This window comes from Paenibacillus sp. FSL E2-0177, assembly GCF_037992975.1.
Lineage (GTDB): Bacteria > Bacillota > Bacilli > Paenibacillales > Paenibacillaceae > Paenibacillus_AQ > Paenibacillus_AQ odorifer.
The window spans coordinates 5,532,536-5,553,998 of record NZ_CP150307.1; the positions used below are offsets into that span (position 1 = coordinate 5,532,536).

Annotated in this window: 25 protein-coding genes and 1 other annotated feature; of the genes, 1 reads left to right on the forward strand and 24 read right to left on the reverse strand. The window is 45.7% G+C overall.

What is annotated here, in order from left to right:
- Positions 1-22: 22 nt before the first annotated feature.
- The 24 genes from MHI25_RS24730 to MHI25_RS24845 form a co-directional block, all read right to left on the reverse strand.
- Positions 23-1,309 (reverse strand): homoserine dehydrogenase, encoded by a 1,287-nt coding sequence (locus MHI25_RS24730; protein WP_036685184.1) that lies wholly within the window; start codon positions 1,307-1,309, stop codon positions 23-25.
- 33 nt (positions 1,310-1,342) lie between these two features.
- Positions 1,343-1,780, reverse strand: coding sequence for an ACT domain-containing protein (locus tag MHI25_RS24735; protein ID WP_038573029.1), 438 nt, complete (start codon positions 1,778-1,780; stop codon positions 1,343-1,345).
- Positions 1,781-1,938: 158 nt separating this feature from the next.
- A complete protein-coding gene (locus tag MHI25_RS24740; RefSeq protein ID WP_076129385.1) occupies positions 1,939-3,300 on the reverse strand; it encodes a hypothetical protein in 1,362 nt (453 codons plus the stop codon).
- A 66-nt stretch (positions 3,301-3,366) separates the two neighbouring features.
- A complete protein-coding gene (locus tag MHI25_RS24745) occupies positions 3,367-4,143 on the reverse strand; it encodes a hypothetical protein (RefSeq protein ID WP_248549646.1) in 777 nt (258 codons plus the stop codon).
- Between the two features lie 14 nt (positions 4,144-4,157).
- Entirely contained in the window at positions 4,158-4,904 is a 747-nt protein-coding gene (locus tag MHI25_RS24750; protein WP_076129386.1) for a hypothetical protein, read from the reverse strand.
- 10 nt (positions 4,905-4,914) lie between these two features.
- Positions 4,915-6,237 (reverse strand): SPFH domain-containing protein, encoded by a 1,323-nt coding sequence (locus MHI25_RS24755; protein WP_038573034.1) that lies wholly within the window; start codon positions 6,235-6,237, stop codon positions 4,915-4,917.
- Between the two features lie 210 nt (positions 6,238-6,447).
- Positions 6,448-7,758, reverse strand: a complete 1,311-nt coding sequence (gene obgE, locus MHI25_RS24760; RefSeq protein ID WP_036685174.1) for a GTPase ObgE — start codon at positions 7,756-7,758, stop codon at positions 6,448-6,450.
- Positions 7,759-7,773: 15 nt separating this feature from the next.
- The gene (locus MHI25_RS24765; RefSeq protein WP_076105522.1) at positions 7,774-8,514 is read right to left on the reverse strand and encodes a Spo0B domain-containing protein; all 741 of its coding nucleotides are present in this window, start codon (positions 8,512-8,514) and stop codon (positions 7,774-7,776) included.
- 243 nt (positions 8,515-8,757) lie between these two features.
- Positions 8,758-9,069, reverse strand: coding sequence for a 50S ribosomal protein L27 (rpmA, locus tag MHI25_RS24770; protein WP_036685171.1), 312 nt, complete (start codon positions 9,067-9,069; stop codon positions 8,758-8,760).
- Positions 9,070-9,086: 17 nt separating this feature from the next.
- A complete protein-coding gene (locus MHI25_RS24775) occupies positions 9,087-9,422 on the reverse strand; it encodes a ribosomal-processing cysteine protease Prp (RefSeq protein ID WP_036685168.1) in 336 nt (111 codons plus the stop codon).
- Between the two features lie 12 nt (positions 9,423-9,434).
- Positions 9,435-9,746 carry a 50S ribosomal protein L21 gene (rplU, locus tag MHI25_RS24780; protein WP_036685166.1) on the reverse strand — a complete coding sequence of 104 codons (312 nt, stop codon included), beginning with the start codon at positions 9,744-9,746 and terminating at the stop codon, positions 9,435-9,437.
- Between the two features lie 14 nt (positions 9,747-9,760).
- Positions 9,761-9,847, reverse strand: a sequence feature (ribosomal protein L21 leader region).
- Positions 9,762-9,929: a hypothetical protein gene (locus tag MHI25_RS24785; RefSeq protein ID WP_175617377.1), complete on the reverse strand. Its 168-nt coding sequence runs from the start codon at positions 9,927-9,929 to the stop codon at positions 9,762-9,764. (Overlaps the previous feature by 86 nt.)
- Positions 9,910-11,151 (reverse strand): Rne/Rng family ribonuclease, encoded by a 1,242-nt coding sequence (locus MHI25_RS24790; protein ID WP_038573035.1) that lies wholly within the window; start codon positions 11,149-11,151, stop codon positions 9,910-9,912. The genes MHI25_RS24785 and MHI25_RS24790 overlap by 20 nt, the downstream gene beginning before the upstream one ends.
- A 54-nt stretch (positions 11,152-11,205) precedes the next feature.
- A complete protein-coding gene (locus MHI25_RS24795; protein WP_036685160.1) occupies positions 11,206-12,048 on the reverse strand; it encodes a M50 family metallopeptidase in 843 nt (280 codons plus the stop codon).
- The gene (locus MHI25_RS24800) at positions 12,041-12,937 is read right to left on the reverse strand and encodes a M23 family metallopeptidase (RefSeq protein WP_076194474.1); all 897 of its coding nucleotides are present in this window, start codon (positions 12,935-12,937) and stop codon (positions 12,041-12,043) included. Before MHI25_RS24800 ends, MHI25_RS24795 begins: the two co-directional genes overlap by 8 nt.
- A gap of 202 nt (positions 12,938-13,139) precedes the next feature.
- Complete coding sequence (gene minD, locus MHI25_RS24805; protein WP_036685156.1) at positions 13,140-13,934, reverse strand: septum site-determining protein MinD; 795 nt, start codon at positions 13,932-13,934, stop codon at positions 13,140-13,142.
- Positions 13,935-13,939: 5 nt separating this feature from the next.
- On the reverse strand, positions 13,940-14,599 hold the full coding sequence (minC, locus tag MHI25_RS24810) for a septum site-determining protein MinC (RefSeq protein ID WP_036685154.1): 660 nt from the start codon (positions 14,597-14,599) through the stop codon (positions 13,940-13,942).
- A gap of 79 nt (positions 14,600-14,678) precedes the next feature.
- Positions 14,679-15,209 carry a rod shape-determining protein MreD gene (mreD, locus tag MHI25_RS24815; protein ID WP_081386380.1) on the reverse strand — a complete coding sequence of 177 codons (531 nt, stop codon included), beginning with the start codon at positions 15,207-15,209 and terminating at the stop codon, positions 14,679-14,681.
- Positions 15,209-16,087 (reverse strand): rod shape-determining protein MreC, encoded by an 879-nt coding sequence (mreC, locus tag MHI25_RS24820; protein ID WP_076129391.1) that lies wholly within the window; start codon positions 16,085-16,087, stop codon positions 15,209-15,211. Before mreC ends, mreD begins: the two co-directional genes overlap by 1 nt.
- Positions 16,088-16,149: 62 nt before the next feature.
- The gene (locus MHI25_RS24825; protein WP_036685150.1) at positions 16,150-17,184 is read right to left on the reverse strand and encodes a rod shape-determining protein; all 1,035 of its coding nucleotides are present in this window, start codon (positions 17,182-17,184) and stop codon (positions 16,150-16,152) included.
- A 38-nt stretch (positions 17,185-17,222) separates the two neighbouring features.
- Positions 17,223-17,912, reverse strand: a complete 690-nt coding sequence (gene radC, locus MHI25_RS24830) for a DNA repair protein RadC (RefSeq protein WP_036685147.1) — start codon at positions 17,910-17,912, stop codon at positions 17,223-17,225.
- 25 nt (positions 17,913-17,937) lie between these two features.
- The gene (locus MHI25_RS24835; RefSeq protein WP_076186081.1) at positions 17,938-18,534 is read right to left on the reverse strand and encodes a Maf family protein; all 597 of its coding nucleotides are present in this window, start codon (positions 18,532-18,534) and stop codon (positions 17,938-17,940) included.
- Between the two features lie 34 nt (positions 18,535-18,568).
- On the reverse strand, positions 18,569-18,814 hold the full coding sequence (locus MHI25_RS24840; protein ID WP_036685144.1) for a DUF4321 domain-containing protein: 246 nt from the start codon (positions 18,812-18,814) through the stop codon (positions 18,569-18,571).
- A gap of 199 nt (positions 18,815-19,013) precedes the next feature.
- Complete coding sequence (locus tag MHI25_RS24845; protein ID WP_076194477.1) at positions 19,014-20,252, reverse strand: SPOR domain-containing protein; 1,239 nt, start codon at positions 20,250-20,252, stop codon at positions 19,014-19,016.
- Positions 20,253-20,468: 216 nt separating this feature from the next.
- On the opposite strand from MHI25_RS24845, the gene MHI25_RS24850 reads away from it, so the two are divergent.
- Positions 20,469-21,455 carry a diaminopimelate dehydrogenase gene (locus MHI25_RS24850; protein WP_076280015.1) on the forward strand — a complete coding sequence of 329 codons (987 nt, stop codon included), beginning with the start codon at positions 20,469-20,471 and terminating at the stop codon, positions 21,453-21,455.
- Positions 21,456-21,463: the final 8 nt, after the last annotated feature.

Sequence of the window (21,463 nt, forward strand, 5' to 3'; positions counted from 1 at the left end):
AAGTATTAGTTCAGTGGCTTGGTTAACCTTCCACACGATAATGGCTCTTAATCCGGCGGATGACTTTCAGCTCCTCGAAATGGCGCAGCACTTTGTTCATGCTTGCTTTACTAGCGTTATGAGTGACAATAATGATCTCCGCATCAGGATTATTGGGATTGGCTTGCTGAACTACTGAATCCAAACTTACATCATATTCGGCAAACACTTGAGTAATCTTAGCCAATACCCCTGCTTTATCATCAACATGCAGAAGCAAAAAATTTTTATAAAAAATAGCTTCATCACTCTTAAGCTTTTTCTGCTTGTAAGGTACTTTTTGCTTCAATCCATTCACACCTAGTTTAAGGTTCTTAATGACAGCTACCAAATCAGCTACCACTGAGGTTGCAGTTGGCATTGCGCCCGCACCCGCACCGTAGAACATGGTCTCTCCCACTGCTTCCCCGTATACGTAAACTGCGTTGAACACGCCATTGACAGAAGCCAAGGGATGACTAGCCCGAATCAAGGTTGGCTGAACACTGATGCTGAATTCTTCATCCTGACGTTCAGCGATGCCTAACAGCTTAATTTCATATCCGAGACGTTTCGCAAAGGCGATATCCGCCTTACTCACCTGAGAAATCCCACTCACACTTACATCATGCAGCTCCACGTTAGTACGGAAACCTAAGGTTCCGAGAATCGCCATTTTGCGGGCAGCGTCCAGGCCTTCCACATCCGAGGTTGGATCAGACTCTGCGTATCCCAGATCCTGCGCTTCTTTTAACACATCATTATAGGATGCGCCTTCTTGGCTCATTTTGGTTAGTATGTAATTAGTCGTTCCATTCACGATACCTATAATCTTCATAATCTTATCTGAGGAAAAGCCCTCGATAAGTGTGCGGATAATCGGAATGCCTCCTGCTACGCTAGCCTCATAAAAGACATCACATTGCTTCTCCTGCGCCTTAGCAAGAATCTCCGAGCCGTGCAGCGCCATCAAATCCTTGTTCGCAGTTACGACATGTTTACCGCGTTCCAAAGCTTCAAGAATATATTCTTTGGTTCCCGCGATTCCCCCCATAACTTCAACGATGACATCAATTTCAGGATCACGAATCACATCCCATGGATCTGTCGTTATTTTAGCAGGATCAACCTCGATTTCGCGTGGTTTATTAGAATTATTCACAGCTATACGTTCAATGACAATTGAAGAGCCTACCTGGCTGCTTAAATCCTCTTGATTCCCTTCCACGATACGAACTACACCTGTGCCTACTGTTCCCAGGCCCAGCAACCCCACTTTAACCGGCTTCATCTGTCTCCTCCTAAAAGTTTACGAATATAGTTCCTATCCCTGTCCAACGATTAAAGCACGCTTCACTCCTGGAATCTCTTTCAGACTATCCAGCATCTCTCCGAGTTCCTCATTTAAGTGTGAAATTTCTACGGAGATCACCACATTTGCCCGCCCTTGCAGCGGAATACTCTGGTGAATCGTCAACACATTAGCCCCATGTCCCGCTACAGAGCCTAGTACCTTGGAAAGCATTCCAGATTCGTGCTCCAAATCCATGGAAATCGTAACGATCCGCTCTCGTTCGAGCTGATGGATCAAGTGAATTCCATCCTTGTATTTATAAAAAGCGCTTCGGCTTAATCCCACCTGCTCTACACCTTCATTTACGGTCTTCGCATCCCCGGCCTCAAGCAATTGTTTAACCTGCATAGTCTTAAGTACAGCATCAGGCAATATGTCCTCCCGGACCAAATAATAGCGTTCTCTCACGAACGTCCTCACCTCAAAGACTTTTGTGTTTTCTTAGTGGACATTATATCGGAAAAGGCTTGTAAAATGCAATAACTTTATCTGGATGCTCCAAGGCCGGGTAGTTAGGTGTAGTAAAACCCCCGGATTCCCGGGGGCAGAAGGCAATCGTATGTACACTAACTGTATGGAATCGTCGTCCCGCAATAGTCACAGATTTTATCCTGCCCTGGAAGTACTCTACTCTTAGCACCGCAACTCGGACAAACGATGGATTTCGGCAGTTGGACAGGTGGCTTAGGCCTATTCTCCGGCAATGACTGCCGCCCAGATGATGGCTGGTTCTCTGATGCCGCGGAGGGCTGTGCCCGGTCAGGATGTACAAGATTGGGCGGTTGTTTATCTAAGAGCTTAACACGTCCTTCATAATAGACAAGATCAGAAGCAAGTAACCCCCATCTCACCAAATACCGTAGGTCTCTACGTACATCATCTTCACTTTGTCTCGTGATATCAGCTAAATTACCAATATGCCTAACATCATCCACTACGATCAGCATGAGATACTTCTTGCACAGAAAATCAAAGTTTTCTGTTGCAAAGGTAGCCCTCCCTGCAAAGCTGTCCGCCGGAATTATAAAGATCACGTAGAGGACCACCAGAATGATCAATAAAGTGTACCACTTAAAATCCCCTTTGTAGGTCCCCACGGCGAAGAGGACAGCAAGTTCCATAAAAGCTCCCATACATACATGATAGAGCAATTTGTAGTTAAATGATTTCCGCTCATTCTTATAATGAGTGCTTACAAAACGAAGCATCGCAAGTACAAACCCAAGCGGAGCAAACAAATAGGCAATCGCCATGATGATTCGATCAAACACTGTCCGGTCTCGCTTGTTACGGTAGCGAAGATTATTCTCAGGCGCACGCACCAGTGCTTGTGCCCGTTTGGAATAAATAAGCTTCGGCGGCAATTTTACAAATGGATTGTCTACACGTCCTTCATAATAAACAATATCTGGAGAAAGCACTCCCTGATCTTTTAAATATTCCAAAACCTCGCGGACATTCTCTTCACTGAATCCGCGAATATCGGATAGGCTGCCGATATGCCTTATGCCGTCCACAAGAACCAATGCGATATAGTCATTGCAAAGATAGGTGAATCCCTCTCTCCATCCTACGGCCCTAACCGACAATTTGATGGCGGGAATCCTAAACAATGCGTAGATAATCACCAGCCTGATCAAGAGTGCGACATAATCGATTTGACCGAGTAGCTTGCTAATAATGAAATAGATCGCCAATTCTACAAAGGCACCCATACACGCATGATAAAACAGGTTAATATTGCTTGCTTTGCGCTGTCTCTTGGAATGTGTAGATAATAACCGAATGGCAGCCAATATAAAGCCAACCGGAGCAAATACATACGCAAACACAATAGTCGTATAATCAAACGCCGTCCGCTCATATTCATGCTTGTACACAGGTTTTCCCGATGTCGGCGGCTGTCTGCGTATATCCAATCCACTCATTTTGTCTTTAATCCCCTTATTTATGTAATCCTATATGCGATGCAGCTAATCTGTTGGTTGACGGCATTAATTGTACGGGATCTTCGTTCCACAGTAATCACAGCTTTTAGATTGGCTTGGGAGCACAGTATTCTGGGCTCCGCACCCCGGACAACGGATAGACTTAGGCAGTTGCGGCGGAGACTGAGGCTGCGCAGGTATCTGCTGCCCCGATGCTTGGGTTCTCCCCGTTCCTCCAAAGCCCGAAGTACTTTCAGGGTAACCTTGATTAGCTGCTGATGGTTCTGGCGTCTGGCGCCCTTCGGATAATGCGACATCAATATCAAGCAGTCCTTTATCCTTCAGATACTGGACATCTCTCCGTACATCACTTTCACTTTGGCCTATTCGTTCAGATATACTGCCAATATGCCGGATATTCTTATTTCGAATCAGCTCTATATAAGAAGTGTTAAGCTTAGAAAGGGTATATTTAGCTTTCGCTGTCACACTGGCCAGTATAAAAGCTGGAGTCAAAAACATGATTGCAATTAAAATAAGCGTTGATACTAATTCAGAAGTTCCAAATTCCCCATTGAGCGCACTAGAAAACATAGCAATAGAAAGTTCAACAAACCCACCAATAAATACATGCATCAGCAGATTGAGGTTAGTCGGTCTACGGTAATTTTTGTAATGCGTTGTCATCAAACGTAACAAGGCAAGCACAAGTCCAACTGGCATCAGCAGATAAGCAGCCGCGAGAATAACATAATCAAACCCGGTACGTTCGTATTTAAGCCGGGGAACGGCTGCATTTCCTCCCGGGAGCGGTGACGGCTCTTGTAGGTTCAAACTGTTCATGTAGTAAACTCCTCCTATTTAAGTGCCGCTAATTCACGGTTACGCCGCTGAAGTGTAGACTTTATACTCTCTGACATCTCATTTACTTCTACCTGCCAGCCCTCATGTGGCTCTTGGGTCGCCAGCAGTAGCTTCACGTGATCATGTAACAGAGAAATCTGCTGCTGCAGAATATCCTCTGTAGCATATAAAGACGGTTCTGATATCGGATCACTGTACTTAAATTTTTCCTCCAACATATCTAACACGTTCACTAGCTGCTCGGATTCGGAATTCTTCCAGCTACTAGCCAGCTCACTCATTTCAGTTAATTCGTTCTGATACCGCCGAAACTTTTGTAAAGACCTTTTGGCTTGCTGTTCCCCTGCCCCAGCATTCCACCCGTAAAGCCCTATCGCGGCCAAAGTGATCGCTCCTAACACAAGAATCAGCAATTGTTCGGCTGCGTACCACAAGGCGGGTAACTCCAGCAGCCAATCGAAGAGTAAGGCCGATACAAATACGATGGCTGCATAGATTCCCGTAATGATTGCGCCGCTGATAAGAACAGGCGGAGTCTGCTGAATGCTACTTGCCGTTCGGAGCCAAAAAATACAATAGCCATAGATTACACTTTCTGCTAGCAGAACCGCGGATAAAGAAATTATGAACCGAAACAGTGAGTCGGAGAAACCTAATCCAATAAACGAGAACACTGTCAGTACTATAGCTACCGCATAAATGATGGTAATAATGTATATATATCTCCTGCTTTTGTTCATTAGGTCCTCCTTAGCCTGCTTTTGTTCCGCACTCTGCACAGAATTTTTGTCCAGCTTTCAGCTCATGTCCACAGCCGCTGCATTTAATCACCATGCTGTCTCCACAATGAGGACAGAATTTCACCCCTGGCGCTACCATAGTCCCACATTTACCGCAAGCTTTAGGCATTTCTTTTCCACAGGAGACACAAGAAGCCGCTCCCTCAGGATTATCTGCTTTACAGGATGGGCAAGGACGATAAGGATTCCCGCAACCTGGACAGAACTTAGCTCCCGCATTTAGTTCATGCCCGCATTCAAAACATTTGATCTTGTTCGCAGAGGGAGAACCTTGCGGGTTGCCTCCAAGCGCCTGCCCACAACCGCTGCAGAACCGTCCCTCTACTGGATTCATAACTCCACACTTAGAGCAGGAACGCTGCTCTTGACGTATAACTGTAGTCCCTGAATCCAAGTTCATCCCTCTAGTCATACGGTTCACCATATCCATAGCGGGTCCAGCAAATCCCATTCCAAGTCCAAGCCCCATCCCGGTGTTCATCATGCCCACTCCAAGATTGCCAGGATTACCTGCCGCTTCTTCCATCGTGTCAAAACCACGCTCCTGCTGATAGGTGAAGCCCATGATATCCATTTCCGCTTTTTTAGCCAAAGCTTCCTTCAAACGAATCGTTGCCGGATCATCCTCTGGAATATTGATCGAATCAATATAGAAATTATTCAGCTCAATGCCATTATCCAAGAAAGCCGAGGCTAGTCGGCCCTGAATATGTTTGGAGATCTCTGCAACATAAGCATTAATCTCCAGTATGCTGATTTGCTTGTGCACAAGGTAAGAAGAAATAAGTTCATTTATATTCGACATCAGCAGTCCGCGGAAATAACTGATAAGTGTTTCATGATCAAACTGCGGGAGCGTCCCTACGAGCTTCAGCAAGAATTTTCGCGGATCATCGATTTTTACACCAAACTGCCCAAAAGAACGAACAGAAATCATAATTTTGTATTTGGGATCCTGAAGCTGTAAAGGTGAGCTCGTTCCCCATTTGACATTCATCGAATTCGTCTTATTCACATACCATACTTCAGCCGTAAATGGTGATTTTCCACCAAAAGGAAGATTAACGATATTGGATAAAATAGGTATATTAGCGGTGCTTAGGGTGTGCCGCCCAGCTGTAAAAGAATCAAGCGCTTGTCCGCCCTTGAATAGAATCGCTTCCTGGGATTCATTAACGATTAGTTGTGTCCATGTCCCCAGCTCCTGGTTAGGATATTTCCATGCAAATATACCTGGAGGACCGTCATACTTCACCACTTCTATAATTGCCATCTGCTATTCCTTCTTTCATTATCTTATATATAAATAACGTGTACGCTCCCAAATGGGAATTAGTGTATTTCGATATTTATTGTATACGATATATATCGTGTTTTGGGTTCTTTTATTGAAAAAAATTACTGATCTCCTCACAAAAAAAGCGCCAACTATGCTATCCCTTTACAGGAAAACCATAGTTGGCGCTTCATAGTCAGCTAAATATTAATAGTAGCTGCTGTTCTCAACGAATTCGAATTCGAAATCAGCGATACGGACAATCGTTCCTTCTACAGCACCGCGTTTACGAAGCTCTGCATCTACACCCATATGACGCAAAGTCCGTGCCAGCTTGAGAATCGCATCATGTGTGCTAAGCTGCATGCGCTTCAGCATACGTTCGATACGTGGGCTTGTGACCACAAACGCCTCGTTATCCCGTGTAATAGTAAAGGAATTATCCTCTTCTGCTTCCAGCTTATACACCTTACGTTCAGTAGTTTCAGCAACTTCCTCAACCACCGGCGCAACCGGAATGCTGTCGAGAATATCCGTTGCACGATATAGGAGCTCCTGAACACCCTGACGGGTAAGGGATGAAATTGGCATGATTTCTAAATCCGGCCGCACCTCAGCTACGCGTTCGCGGAAAGAAATAAGATTCTCTTCTGATTCAGGCATATCCATCTTATTCGCCGCCACAATCTGCGGACGATCGATTAGACTAGCATTGTACTGCTTCAGCTCATCATTAATTAGAACCCAATCCTCGAAGGGATCACGGCCCTCAGAGCCAGACATATCAACTACATGAATGATGATACGCGTACGTTCAACGTGACGCAGGAATTCGTGACCCAGACCTATGCCTTCACTAGCTCCCTCGATTAATCCAGGCAGATCCGCCATCACAAAGCTTCGGCCATCCCCAACATCCACTACCCCTAAATTCGGTGTAATTGTTGTGAAATGGTAAGCTCCGATTTTGGGCTGAGCAGCGGACACAACCGACAGCAACGTAGATTTACCCACACTCGGGAAGCCTACAAGCCCTACATCAGCCATTACCTTAAGTTCCATAACAACATAACGCTCTTGGCCTTCTTCACCGTTCTCCGCAAGCTCTGGTGCAGTATTATTAGCTGTGGCAAAACGGGTGTTACCCCGGCCTCCACGGCCTCCACGTGCAACTACAACCTGTTGTCCATGACGCGTCATATCGGCAATGATCTCTTGCGTATCATCGTCAATCAGAATGGTTCCTGGCGGAATACGAACGATCATATGATCCGCATTCGCTCCATGTTGGCTTTTGTTCCGTCCTTTAATCCCTTTGTCAGCTTTGAAGTGGCGCTGATAACGGAAATCCATCAACGTGCGCAGTCCCTCATCTACACGGAAAATAACGTCGCCTCCACGGCCTCCGTCACCACCGGCAGGACCACCCTCCGGTACATATTTCTCCCGGCGAAACGCAACGAGACCATCCCCGCCGTCACCGCCTTTAACATAAATCTTAGCTTTATCTACGAACATAAATGTTCACCTTCCTCACATTTCAAGCGGTAATCGCAGCTCTACATAAGCCCTGCTAGGCTTAAACTGCTCTGCTTTCATGATTTTTCCTTGTACTATATTATAAATTTGCCCTTTGAGCAGCTCGGGATTGCCATGCTCCCCCTCGCCTTCGAAGGAGATAAGAATGTCTCCTCCATCCTGAAAAAAGCCAAGGCGCAGCTTGCGCGTCTCCCCCTGAGGAGCCAGCCCGTTGTACTGATAAGCCCGTATGGTCTGCATAATCACTGAAGTCAGCTCATCTCCTGCTTCTGGATTTAGCTTGTCCTCTAGCTGCAACCCTTCCTCCACCTGAACTTCCAATTCCAGACTAGACCTGTTAGTTCGGAAGGATTGGATATAGAAAACCAATGAAGGAATGCCCAACTTAGCGATACGACTATCAAGTGCTATGCGTTCCTTTATTCTTTCCACACACTCCACGGATTTATTAGGCTTTCCAAGCTGAATATATCCGTATAGAATCTGCAAATCGTTCATCCAATCATGTCGATGATGATTCAGTGTCCGAATCGCCGCCTGTTGCAGAGTGTTCTCTTGTATACGCAGCTCCCGTTCATAATGACGCTGGCTCCAGATAAAACTGAAAGCAACGATTGCCACTACCCAGACTCCGAGTAATAGACACGTCAGAAGAGAAGTATGCCAATACAAAAGACCTAAAGGAAGCATTACGGATAACATGACTGCCCAGATTGCACTTTTCCAGGATTTCATTCTTTCTCCCCGTCCCTCAGTTCGCAAAATTCATGACTTCGTTTAGATAATTTGTTTTGTTAGTATCATTTACCATTTCCTAGTATAACACACGCGTTCACTGTAGTTCACCAGAGATAATAACGAGAATTTCACATCTATCTAACCATTCCAACTTTGCAACACAAATAATTATGAATATTCTACAAAAAAGCCTCCGGCACTCATGCCGGAGGCTTCTACTTGCTCATATGGTCCGTAAGCTTACGCTTCCAGTGCCGCTGCTACCGGAGCGACATCAACTGGGTACACGCTCACTTTTTTGCGATCGCGACCCCAACGTTCGAACTTCACTACGCCATCCACCATTGCGAACAAAGTATCATCTTTACCGATGCCTACGTTAGTTCCTGGGTGAATTTTTGTTCCGCGTTGACGAACCAAGATGTTACCGCCGGTTACTGCTTGACCGTCAGCACGTTTCACGCCAAGACGTTTGGAATGGGAATCCCGTCCGTTTTTTGTGGAACCTACACCTTTTTTCGATGCGAACAATTGAAGATTCAATTTCAACATGTTGTCAACCTCCTTCTTTAAATATTTACTTGCTGTATTTGAATATACTTCCCGTATGATTCTGCGATATCATTCAGCATTACGACCATGGATTCAAGCAGCAACTGTACCTTCGCGGAAGTATCGAAATCTTCAACAGAACTTAATGTTCCACTTAAGAATCCGTTCTTCATGGATGTATCCATGGAGATTCCGGTCAAGGTCTCAATCGAATTGACGGTTCCAACTGTTACAGCGGATACCCCGGCACATACGATATCTTCGCCACGCTTCGCATAACCCGCATGCCCTTTAACCTCAAAGCCAACGATAGTTCCTAGATCCGATAATCGTGTAATCCGCACGCTAATCATTAACGCACCTTCTTACGCTTGAATCTTCTCGATAGTTACTTTCGTGTACGGTTGACGATGACCTTGTTTCTTGTGGTAGTTCTTCTTAGGTTTGTATTTGTAAACTACAACCTTAGCGCCTTTACCATGTTTCTCGACTTTAGCTGTTACAGACGCGCCGCTTACTAGCGGAGTTCCTGCAGTCAGACCACCATCATTAGAAACAGCCAATACACGGTCAAAAGTTACACTTGCGCCGTCTTCAGCTTCCAACTTTTCAATGAACAAAACGTCGCCCTCTTGGACTTTGTATTGTTTACCACCAGTTTCGATAATTGCATACATTTTACTTGCACCTCCTCATGTCTCAGACTCGCCTAGTCTAGGTGGCAGAATTCCCGTAGGAACTGCGCTTATGTACCCGATCGGAGCGGTTACAGCATGTGCAGGATCAACTACATCAAACACATACTTGAAGATAGTATCATACTTATGACATATCGTCAACTCATTCCAGCCATTCTCCAACTTTTCCGGTTCCCCCGCAACACTGGCAAATCACAGGCGCAAAGCTGGCTGAATCATGCCTTGCCTTCTTTCTGGTCATCTCGAGCAGCCCGAGTCTTGTCCACCCCAAAATATGTGTTTTGGTGCGATCCTTGCAGATCACTTTCTCTAATCGCTCTGTGACCATCTTGCGGTGAAGCTCTTGTTCCATATCAATAAAATCGACAATAATGATTCCACCAGTATCGCGTAACCGGATCAAACGACCGATCTCCTCAGCTGCGAGCAAATTCGTATTGGTAACCGTTTCTTCAAGCGATGCTCCGCCAATGTATTGAGCGGTGTTGACATCAATTACGGTTAACGCCTCTGTCTCATCCCAGATCATTGTTGCTCCGCCCTCCAGCGTGATTTTGCGGCTGAAGCTCTTGAGCAATTGATCCTGAATACCATAAGCAGCGAAAATAGACTCCGCTCCATTATAAAGACAGACTGGCTTGTACCCTTCAGGAGCCATGTCGTCCAGAAAGGCTGTTGCTTCTCTAGCTGCGGCAGATGAATCAATAATCAACTGATCCCGTTGCGGATTAAAGGCATCTCTTATAAAGCGTTGGACAATACTAAGATCACGATGTAGTAAAGCGGGAGCCTCTACCGTTTGTGCTTTTCGTGTAATATTCTCCCATTGGGCACGCAGAAAAGAAAGATCACCCTCCACAGCTTCATGTGGCTCGTCCTGAGAAACCGTCCGCATAATAAGCCCTTCTTCTTTCATTCGCAGACGTTCTCCGATTCCTTTGAGACGACTGCGCTCTGCTTCCCGGCTTATTTTTTTGGAGACACCAACGTATTCTGCAAAGGGCATGTACACCATCCAGCGCCCGGGCAACGTATAATGAGTCGTTACACGTGCGCCTTTTCCGCCGCTCGGCTCTTTCCGCACTTGAACAACAATATCCTGTCCCGGCTGCAAAAGCGTCTCGATAGAGGGCTTCACATCAGGCTGTTTATCCAAATTAGGATGCAATACATCATCAACATATAAAAAAGCATTCTTCTTCTGTCCGATATCAACAAAAGCAGCCTGCATACCTGGAAGTACGTTAATCACACGGCCCTTGTAATAACTCCCGACCAACCCTTGCTGCTGATCGCGTTCAGCCGCGTACTCCACCAGCCTTCCGTTTTCCAGAAGAGCCATTCGGGTAATGTGCTGCGTGCAGTGAACGATCATCTGTTTCATGGCTTCACCTCTGGTTTCGTTCGTTCATTCCTTCACATTCTCTGCATAAATACACTATATTCCGAAGTAGGTTGATATTAAGCGCTGTTCCGGCACAACAGCAACAACATTTCCTTTACCGTTTAACACATAGATAAAATGATATTGATTACGTTTAAATAGACGCAATATATCATCTAAAGGTTTCGCAGATAATGCAACTATTGGACGAGCTACGCTTCCTGTTCGCAAATGATACTCATAAACAGCCTCCCGATTCATCAAAAAAGCAACAAACCGGTACGGTAAATTACGATGGTCGGTGAAATTCGAATACAGCAGAAAAGCTCCGATCATGACCATATTCAGCCTAAGGCCTCCACCCGCTCCAAGAGGCAGCAGCGCATATATAATCACAAGGACACTTGCGGCTACACTCACCCGTCCAGTCCATAACAAAGTGTAGTAATAAGGAAGTACTAAACTAATAGTGGCCTGAAGCACTTTACCTCCGTCAAGCGGCAGCACTGGCACTAGATTAAAAAGCCCAATAATGGCATTGGCATGAATAAAATAGGTCAGAAATTCCTGATTGCCATAACCGGCTTGTTGAAGTCCAAAAGCAATAACGATCATAATTCCATTTTGCAGTGGACCGGCAAGGGCTATTCCGATCTCACGACTGGCTGTAAGCCGCCCATGATCTTCAATAACAGCCACTCCGCCAAACGGAAGAAGCTGAACCGACTTAACTGTAACACCGGCCAAAAGAGCCGCAACGACATGTCCCATTTCATGAATGAAGACAATCGTAAATAAGGTGAGCAGCTCTAGAAATTGTCCCGTGACCACGGAGAATAACATAATGATCACGAACAGTGGATGTAGTGACAGTTCGATACCAAAGATCCTAATCAAACGATACCACTTCTGTAGGATCAATATAAGTCTTGTCTTTTATCACTGCGAAAAATAGTGTTGAAGCTGAGGATACGTCCTTCTCCATCATCCAACCGAGTGAATCCCCGCTCTGCACCCAGTCATCAACCTCCAGCTTGGTGCCGCTCAAATGTCCGTATTCTGCAGTGACACCGCCTGAATGCTGAACAGCAATTCGAATGCCCCCTTCCAGCTCCTTAGAGATGGAGAGAATACGTCCCATGTCTATACTTTTCACCGTCACATTTAAGGTTGAATCGATTTGAGGCATAATTTCCACCCCTTTTAGCGTAGATGCAAAAGGCTGGACAATGCTCCCAGCTATCGGGGCAGTAAGTTGATGATGAGCGGCCACTTTTTGAGCAGGCTCATCTTTATCCCCAAATATCGGAATGAACGCTGGAGCTCCGTTAAAGTTCTCCTCATACCAGACTCTCACAGCCGTGAAATCCATGTCATTGCTTAACGCATCACTAATAAAAGCTTGCATCTTATAGGACCATGGCTGATGTACCGCAAAAATCCCCCACACTGCTCCAAACACAAGTACACTAGCAACAAAGCGCCGAATAAAACCGGCAGTAAAATTTGAGCCTCCACCGCCGTTATCCTCCCAGCCTCCACGACTCTTTTTCCACATCACCTCTGGATCGGGCTCTACAGAGGATTGATCGGCATTCTTAAATCCTGTTCCCCATTCCTTAAAGCTCGTACTCTTATCCGGCATAATAAATAAAGGGGGAGCCTCCGCTATTTCTAGTTCCGGGACTTCCGAAACTCCTGAGACTGCTGAGACTTCCGGGAGTTCCTCCAATAAACTACGAATACGCTCCTTGCGGCGATTCTTGATATCTGATTTCTGATCCATATTTATCCCTCCGGACGGGCTTGTTTTACTTCCATTTTATGAAGCACGGAAGTCTCTTTAGAACAAGCCCCTCCAAGACAGACCATTTAAATCCCGGAAATGCCATACATTCATATTTATTCAAAAAAAATAAGCCCCACCATAGATTTCTCTACTGGTGGGACCCGTGTATGCTTCTTATCATAGGATTGCTTAGTAAAAATTAAGCCATGCCGAAAAATTTCTTAAGTTTCTTAAATGCTCCCGGTTTCCGGTCAAGCTGCATCAGGGGTACAGCATCACCTAGAATTCGGCGTGCAATATTGCGATAGGCAATAGCAGCTGAAGAATCGGGATTCATAACTGTAGGTTCTCCGTTATTTGCGGCTTTAATGACTAATTCATCATCCGGAACAATTCCGATAAGATCAATGTTCAGCACCTGTAATATATCCTCAATATCAAGCATATCCCCAGACTTCACAAGACCTGGGCGAATACGGTTTACCACCAATTTCGGCGATTCCACACTCGACTGTTCTAATAGTCCGATTATACGATCGGCATCCCGTACAGCGGCATGCTCTGGTGTGGTAACCACAATCGCTTTATCCGCACCGGCAATCGCATTGCGGAAGCCGTGCTCGATTCCTGCCGGACAATCGATCAGAACATACTCATATTCCTTCTTTAGTTCAAGAATGATATCTCTTACTTGTTCAGGAGAGACAGCCGTTTTATCCTTTGTTTGAGCTGCAGGCAGCATATACAATTCATCAAAGCGCTTGTCTTTAACGAGCGCTTGATTAAGGCGGCAACGTCCTTCCGCTACATCCACAAGATCATAAATAATACGATTCTCAAGCCCCATAACTACATCCAGATTACGCAGTCCAATGTCGGTATCGACGAGACATACTTTTTTGCCCTGCAGTGCAAGTGCGGTTCCAATGTTGGCTGTTGTGGTTGTTTTGCCAACTCCGCCTTTGCCCGAGGTTACGACTATCGCTTCTCCCATGGAGGCTACACCCCTTTAAACACATTTAAATCCTGACGTAATTTGACCAAATTATGAATCTTATCGATCTGCATAGCTCCGTTTGTTAAATATGCAAATTCCATACTGCTTTCTCGGGTTTCCCATTCATCGGGCGGACGACTAATAATATCGGCAATTCGCAGCTGCGTTGGAGACATTAAAGAAGCAGCTATAATCGCTTCCTCATTCCCGTCTACTCCAGCATGCGCCATCCCTCTTAGCGAACCTAGTATATAAATATCGCCTGAACAGGTTATGGTCCCCCCAGGGTTCACATCCCCCAGATATAGAAGATTTCCGTTATGGTGCAGCACCTGACCGGAACGTAGAATTCCGCTCATCAGAAACAATGCGTCATTATCCTCACTGCCGGGCGCTGGAAGCGCCTCTATAGATCGAATCAACAGATTTCCCTGTCCCTTAAGAATCTCCAGCACAGCTTCCTTGTCTTCCTCAGTTACGGTACGATTGCCCAGCTTTATGTCCACATGTACAATCGGTCCAGTTAAAATATTTTGATGGCTGTGCTCCAGCTTATAGCGAAGCTCGCTCAGAAGATCTTCAAAGGGACATTTGTCGTCTAGCAGGAATATCAGGCCATCCTTGATGCCCTTAATCCTTACATGCTTGGATTTTACTGTCATATGCCTGGCCCCCTATCCTCATTCATTCGTGCCGGGCCCCTTAAATTCCTGCTTTGTATAGAAAGAAAATAGAAGCTCTTTAAGCCGCTTCTTCCTTATTCGTTTCTTTCTTGATTAGCTCAAGCTGGCGCCGAACCGGTATGTAGAAGAGTAGCCCGATGGCAAAATGAAAAAGCATCGTCGGCAGCATGTGATTCAAAATCGCCCAGCTATAAGGTTCTTGATTAAGATTAAATACACTATAGATACCAAATAGTATACTATCCCCAAGTAGACTTCCAAGCAGAACCACAGTCATCATAAGGGGCAGCGGAGCACGTGGAATCTGAAATAAAAGGCCGATTAAATAAGCCGACAATCCCATCGCAAAAGAGTGTGCTCCAAGAATTCTGCCGTAAAAAACGACATCATGCAGCATTCCAAAACATAATCCCAATATAAGTGCTGTATGCCGATGATGATATATAGTCACGAACAATAACACTACAAAAACCAAATTCGGAATGATTCGCATCTGCCACACATCTGGAATCAGCCAAGGTAAGATGGTTCCCTCCACAATAAATAAGAGGAACAGTATCAGAATAAGAACTGATCTGCGCATATTCACTATTCAGCACGCTCCTCCGTAAACACAACAATCAAATGCTTCCAGTCCTGAAATTCTGCTGAAGGCTTTATCACTGCTGTGGAGGTTAATCCAAATTCACCAACATCGACGCTTTCAACTGTGCCTATTGTCAACCCCCTTGGATACAAGCCTCCAATACCGGAAGACAGAATAGTATCCTCCGCTGCAATAGGATCACCCGGTGGAATCTTGGTCATCAGCAGTCTGTTCGTCTCTGGATTATAACTCTCAATCATCCCAAAGGACTTACCCTCTTTATTAAAGGCAGTTGCCGCAATAGGCGGCTGGGAATTAGGATCATTAGTGTCCATCATGGTCATCAGTTTCACAGTAGAAGTGAAATTGCTAACTTGACTGATAACACCTACCAGACCATCGGTTGAAATAACAGACATATTAGGTCTGACACCATCTTTGGAGCCTAAATCAATTACAATGGTGCTGTTGCTTGGTTCTGTAGTCTGGCTAATTACTTGCGCAATACGATATTCATACTTATACAAATTCTTCTGTTCTTTAGTGAATTGCCATTTTTTTTCCAAGTCTTCATTCTGTGCTTTAATAAAATTATACTGGGCTTTATCACGTGCATACTGGGCAGCCATAATTTTAAGCTGTTCATTTTCTTTAGCAAGATCACTCAGATTTCCAATATCTTCAAACAAGCCCGCTACATATCCAGCGGGCTTGTAGAACATTTTTTGCACGAAACCAGTCGAATCTCTGAGAAAGTTCTCCGGCCAGGACAAGCCTTTCCTTGTTGCCAAGCTGAAGCCCATTACCACAATGAACAGCACCAGTGTAATCAACAGAATAAACAGACGTTTATTGCTTAAGAGTTTAAACAGTTTCAACACCCTCTAACAACAGTATTTCTCCCATAACAGGGGTTGACTTACACAAGTGGTAGAACATCATCTTATCTCTTCGAACGAAGACTGGATCCGCTGCGGCTCTTGAACAAATGAATGTTCTCAAGTGCCTTACCGGTTCCAATAGCTACACAGTCCAGTGGATTCTCAGCAACAATAACCGGCATTCCCGTCTCACGTGCAAGCAGCTTATCCAAGTTGCGAAGCAAAGCTCCCCCACCTGTCAAAACAATTCCACGATCCATAATATCTGCTGCAAGCTCTGGCGGACATTTTTCCAACGTTACTTTAACAGCTTCAATAATAGCATTCACTGTGTCAGACAAAGCTTCACAGATTTCATCAGAAGTAATTGTAAGTGTTTTTGGCAGACCTGTTACGAGATCACGGCCGCGAATTTCCATGGTTTCAGCCTTTTCAAGAGGAAGGGCAGAGCCAACATCCATTTTGAGCTGCTCCGAAGTACGTTCACCGATCATCAGATTGTATTGACGTTTGATGTATTGAATGATGGACTCATCCGCCTCATCACCTGCAACACGCACTGAACGGCTAGTAACAATACCGCCGAGCGAAATTACAGCAACTTCAGTTGTACCTCCACCGATATCTACAACCATACTACCTGTAGGCTCCCATACTGGCAGATCCGCGCCGATAGCAGCAGCAAAAGGCTCTTCGATAATGTAAGCTTCGCGAGCTCCAGCTTGTTTGGTAGCATCTTCTACCGCACGTTGCTCTACAGCAGTAATGCCAGATGGCACGCAGACCATTACATTAGGATGACGCTGGAACATAGAACGCTGTTTCTGTGCTTGACGAATAAAATATTTAATCATCGTAGCCGTTGTATCAAAATCAGCGATAACGCCATCTTTCATCGGACGGATCGCACGGATGTTTCCAGGTGTACGACCGATCATTTTTTTGGCGGATTCACCCACAGCTTCAATCGTCTTAGTATCAGTGTTAATGGCTACAACGGAAGGCTCTCTTACAACAACACCCTTACCGCGTACGTAGACAAGCGTATTCGCTGTCCCCAAGTCAATTCCTAAATCTTTTGTGAAACCACCCAACATGCTAATTTCTCCTTTTCCTAAGTAAATCTACATTTATATTACATATGTCCTTTTTCTTTCAAGCTTACGAAACTGCTATCTCCGATAATTAGATGGTCCAGCACATCTATTCCGATAATCTCACCTGCCTGAAGCAATCTAGCAGTTAGGGAAATATCTTCTGGACTAGGTGTTGGATCACCACTAGGATGATTATGCGCGCATATAATAGAGGCGCTACTGCATTTTATAGCTGCTCTGAATACCTCACGAGGATGAACGATCGAAGCATTCAGGCTGCCCATGGACAATGTTTCTTGTCCAATCACATGATTCTTCGTGTTCAGAAACAGACAGACAAAATGCTCCTTTTGCAAATAACGCAATTGCTCAGTCAGAATCTCAGCAGCGTCCCCAGGACAGCGGATAATGACCGGCATATTGAACCTGGAATTCGCAAGGCGCCTTCCCAGTTCGATGCCTGCTTTTAGTTGTACGGCCTTGGCAGGACCGATACCGTTGATTTTGGTCAGTTCTTCGATGCTAAGGTCAACTAGCCCACGCAGGCCACCGATCTTCCCCAGCATCTGCTGTGCAATATGAATAGCCGACTCGCGGCGTGTTCCCGTACGCAGCAGAATGGCTAACAACTCCGCTTGACTTAATGATTCCGCCCCATAATGCATCATGCGCTCTCTAGGTCGTTCTTCATGGGGGAGGTCCCGCAGCATAATTGGTTGCGACTCCATCCCTATCCCTCTTTCCCCAGGCTTCCTACCGGCTCAATACAGTTATACCGAACTCGGATAGCATTTCGCCAAGAAGCGACAAAGGCAATCCGACTACATTGAAATAACAGCCTTCAATTCGTTCCACCAAAATGGACCCAAGCCCTTGTATCGCATAAGAGCCAGCCTTATCAGCGGGCTCTCCCGTAGCTATATAAGCAGCAATTTCCTCTTCAGTCATTGCCCTCATCGTTACGGAAGTAACACGGTGCTCCACTATAGTCTTCCCATTCGGGAGTCCGAGGCAGGCTACACCCGTGTATACCTTATGAGTTCGGCCCTGAAGTCTGGTAAGCATCGCTTTGCTGTCCAGCTTGTCCACCGGTTTGCCTAGCACAGTATTATCTAGTACAACAATTGTGTCGCTTCCTATAATGACTGCGTTACGCTCTCCGGCTGTAGCTACTACGGCTTCTGCTTTTCGCAAAGCTAGACTGCGCACGATTCTCTCCGGCGTCCAATCCGGCGGTGTGCTCTCATCAGCTTCGCTGGTAATGACCTCAAAGGGTAAACCCAGTAAGGATAACAGCTCACGTCGACGCGGTGAACCTGAGGCTAGAATAATGAGTGGTGAGTTGTCCACGTTGTAAACGTCCCTTCTTGCTCAGTAACGAGAGTTACAGTCTGCGGTACAGCCATACAGCTGTAATAATACCGGCGAGACTAAGCATGCACAATTTCAAATGAATAGTGATGTCATAGGTTATGATGTCTAAATCGGCTCGCGGAGACCATTTGAGCACAGTCGATGTTGTTAGAAAAGACAGAGCCTTTACGGGCTGCAGCAGCTTGGCGATCCAGGCTCCAGCCAGCCAGCCTAGAATTAGAAATAACAGCAGTGTTCCTACATTTTTCTTCTTCATCTCAGTCTTCCCTCGCCATTTTTTGACACCCTAATTATTATACGGTGAAACGGTGATCAATACAAACGTAAAATCCCCTACGGTAATGTTTACCACCTTTTGCCCTAAAAGTTGCGGAACGATACCCCTCTCCGAAAAAAACAACAAGCCCCCAATTCCCCGGAGACTTGTTGTTATTTTGAATCCGCAATCCAAGCATTCAATTCATAGCAGACAGCAGCTGTTTTTGGCTGGTCAAGAAGCTCAGCATGGATTCCTGCACTTCCCAAAGCAGGGCTTGCGCCTTGTTCTTGTTATATTCACTCAGTGCTGAAATTCCTTGGCTCATAGATTTCTCTAGCGCTGCGCAAATGCTTTTGGCTTCAGGCGTTATGCCTTGCTCCAGAGCTTTAACAGCTTCACTCCATTGGAGATGAAGATCACTCACAGCTGAGGTATTAGCTGCCGCATCCGTTTGTCCGCCACTGAGTAAAGAAGCGGATTGACTGCTTAGTTCACTGAGCAACTGTCCACTCACCGCAAAATAACTATTCACAGCCTCCGCATTTCCGGCAAATCCTAATCGTTCCACTCCGGGAAGATCCACCTCTCTTACATAAAGCTCAATCCCTTGATTCTTCAGTCCACTGCTGAGCAGCTTAGCTTGTTCACGGTCAGAGGACATTCCGGCATATACACGATTTCCGTCAGCAGGGTCCAAGCCCGCAGCCAAGCCAGCGTCCAACAGCTCTTGTCTAGCTTGTTCCGCGCCTGCCGGCGTACTGAATACGCCATACTGCAGCAGGTAGTAGCTTTGCGCAGCCACTTGAACAGGAATACTGTTTTTGCCAGCATCATCTGTGCCCGTAACCGGCAATCCCGAGGTTCCTACACCTGCTGGATCATTAGCTCCGGAAGTCTGCCCTGAAGTAGCCAATGTATCTGTTATCCCGGTTCCTGAACTACTATCCATGTTTCCTCCATAAAAAAAGGAAAGCGCCGCATACCCAAGCAGTAGACCTGTGCCGATGGCCCCCACCACAGACAGGGATAATTTCCACCAATACGATGGGCGACGAGTATGATATGAGCCCCCATAACCTCCCGTGTAAACCTCTGCTGATTTATCTCTGTCATCTAGTACCAAATCTGAGAGCAGATACGATTGCTGCGTATTTCTGAAATCTCTATCCTGTTCGTCCCATTCTTGCTGGCGTGGATCTACAGTTCCTGAGTAATAGTCGTAAGCATCCTCCGGCGGTGCCTCACGCGTAGAGCGTAGATCAGGTTCTTGCACCCAAGTATGCTGCTGTGCTGGACCGACCTCCTTGCGCAACTCCTCTGCATATTCTTCAGCTGTACCCAGTCCGCCACTGGACCAGCGCTCCACTACCTGCGGTTTTGGCTTAGGCTCGTCCTTATTCACGTCAAATCGGAATGTCATTCTTCCGTTATTCAACAGTAACACCTCACCTCATCTAATCTATATGGAAATATATGATAGACAATAGAGAGATATGCTATTTTTATAGCCAAATGAATAATGAAAGTTATACGGATTCAGTTTACATTACATGTAACTTTTATATACTATATAAAAAGAGCTAAAAGTGTGCACTATACTAGTTAAGCTAGAAATAGGATTTTAGTTCATTACAGTTTAGGAGGGCTTTTTCTGAAACAAAAAATTCAAGCAGCAATTGTGGGCTACGGTAATTTAGGAAAAGGTGTACGTAAGGCTATTAACCAAAGTGAAGATATCGAGCTGGTTGCGATCTTTACGCGCAGAGAGCCTGGACAACTGGAAGCCGGTGAAACCGGTGTGAAATTCGAGCATATCTCTGCCGTCGAACAATATAAGGGAAAAGTAGATGTTATGATTCTGTGCGGAGGATCGGCTACCGATCTGCCAGAACAGACACCAGCTATTGCCCGGATGTTTAATACCGTGGACAGCTTTGACACTCATGCCAAAATCCCTGAGTTCTTTGCGACCGTTGATGCCGCAGCTAAACAAGGCGGAACACTCAGCGTAATTTCTACGGGCTGGGATCCAGGCCTGTTCTCCATGAACCGTCTGCTAGCTGAAGCTATTCTTCCACAAGGTAAAGAATATACTTTCTGGGGTAAAGGCGTCAGCCAAGGTCACTCTGATGCCATTCGCAGAGTAGAAGGCGTTAAAGGTGGCGTACAGTATACTGTTCCAGTACAAGAGGTTATCGAGGCCATCCGTGCGGGTGAAACACCAGAACTCACTACTCGTGAAAAACATCTTAGAGAGTGTTTTGTAGTAGCTGAGACAGGTGCAGATCAAGAGCGCATTCGCGAAGAAATTGTGAATATGCCGAACTATTTTGCAGATTATGATACTACGGTTACTTTCATCACTGAAGAAGAACTGGCAGCTCAGCATAGCGGTATTCCGCACGGCGGATTTGTTATTCGCAGTGGGGTAACAGGAGAAGGCACGAAACAAATTGTTGAATTTGGCCTGAAGCTGGAGAGCAATCCTGAATTTACAGCTAGTGTGCTTGTGGCTTATGCCAGAGCTGCTCAGCGTATGAGTCAAGAAGGTCAAAGCGGAGCGCGTACTGTTTTCGATATTCCACTTGGGATGTTGTCTCCGAAATCACCAGAAGAACTGCGCCGCAACTTGCTCTAAAATCCTGT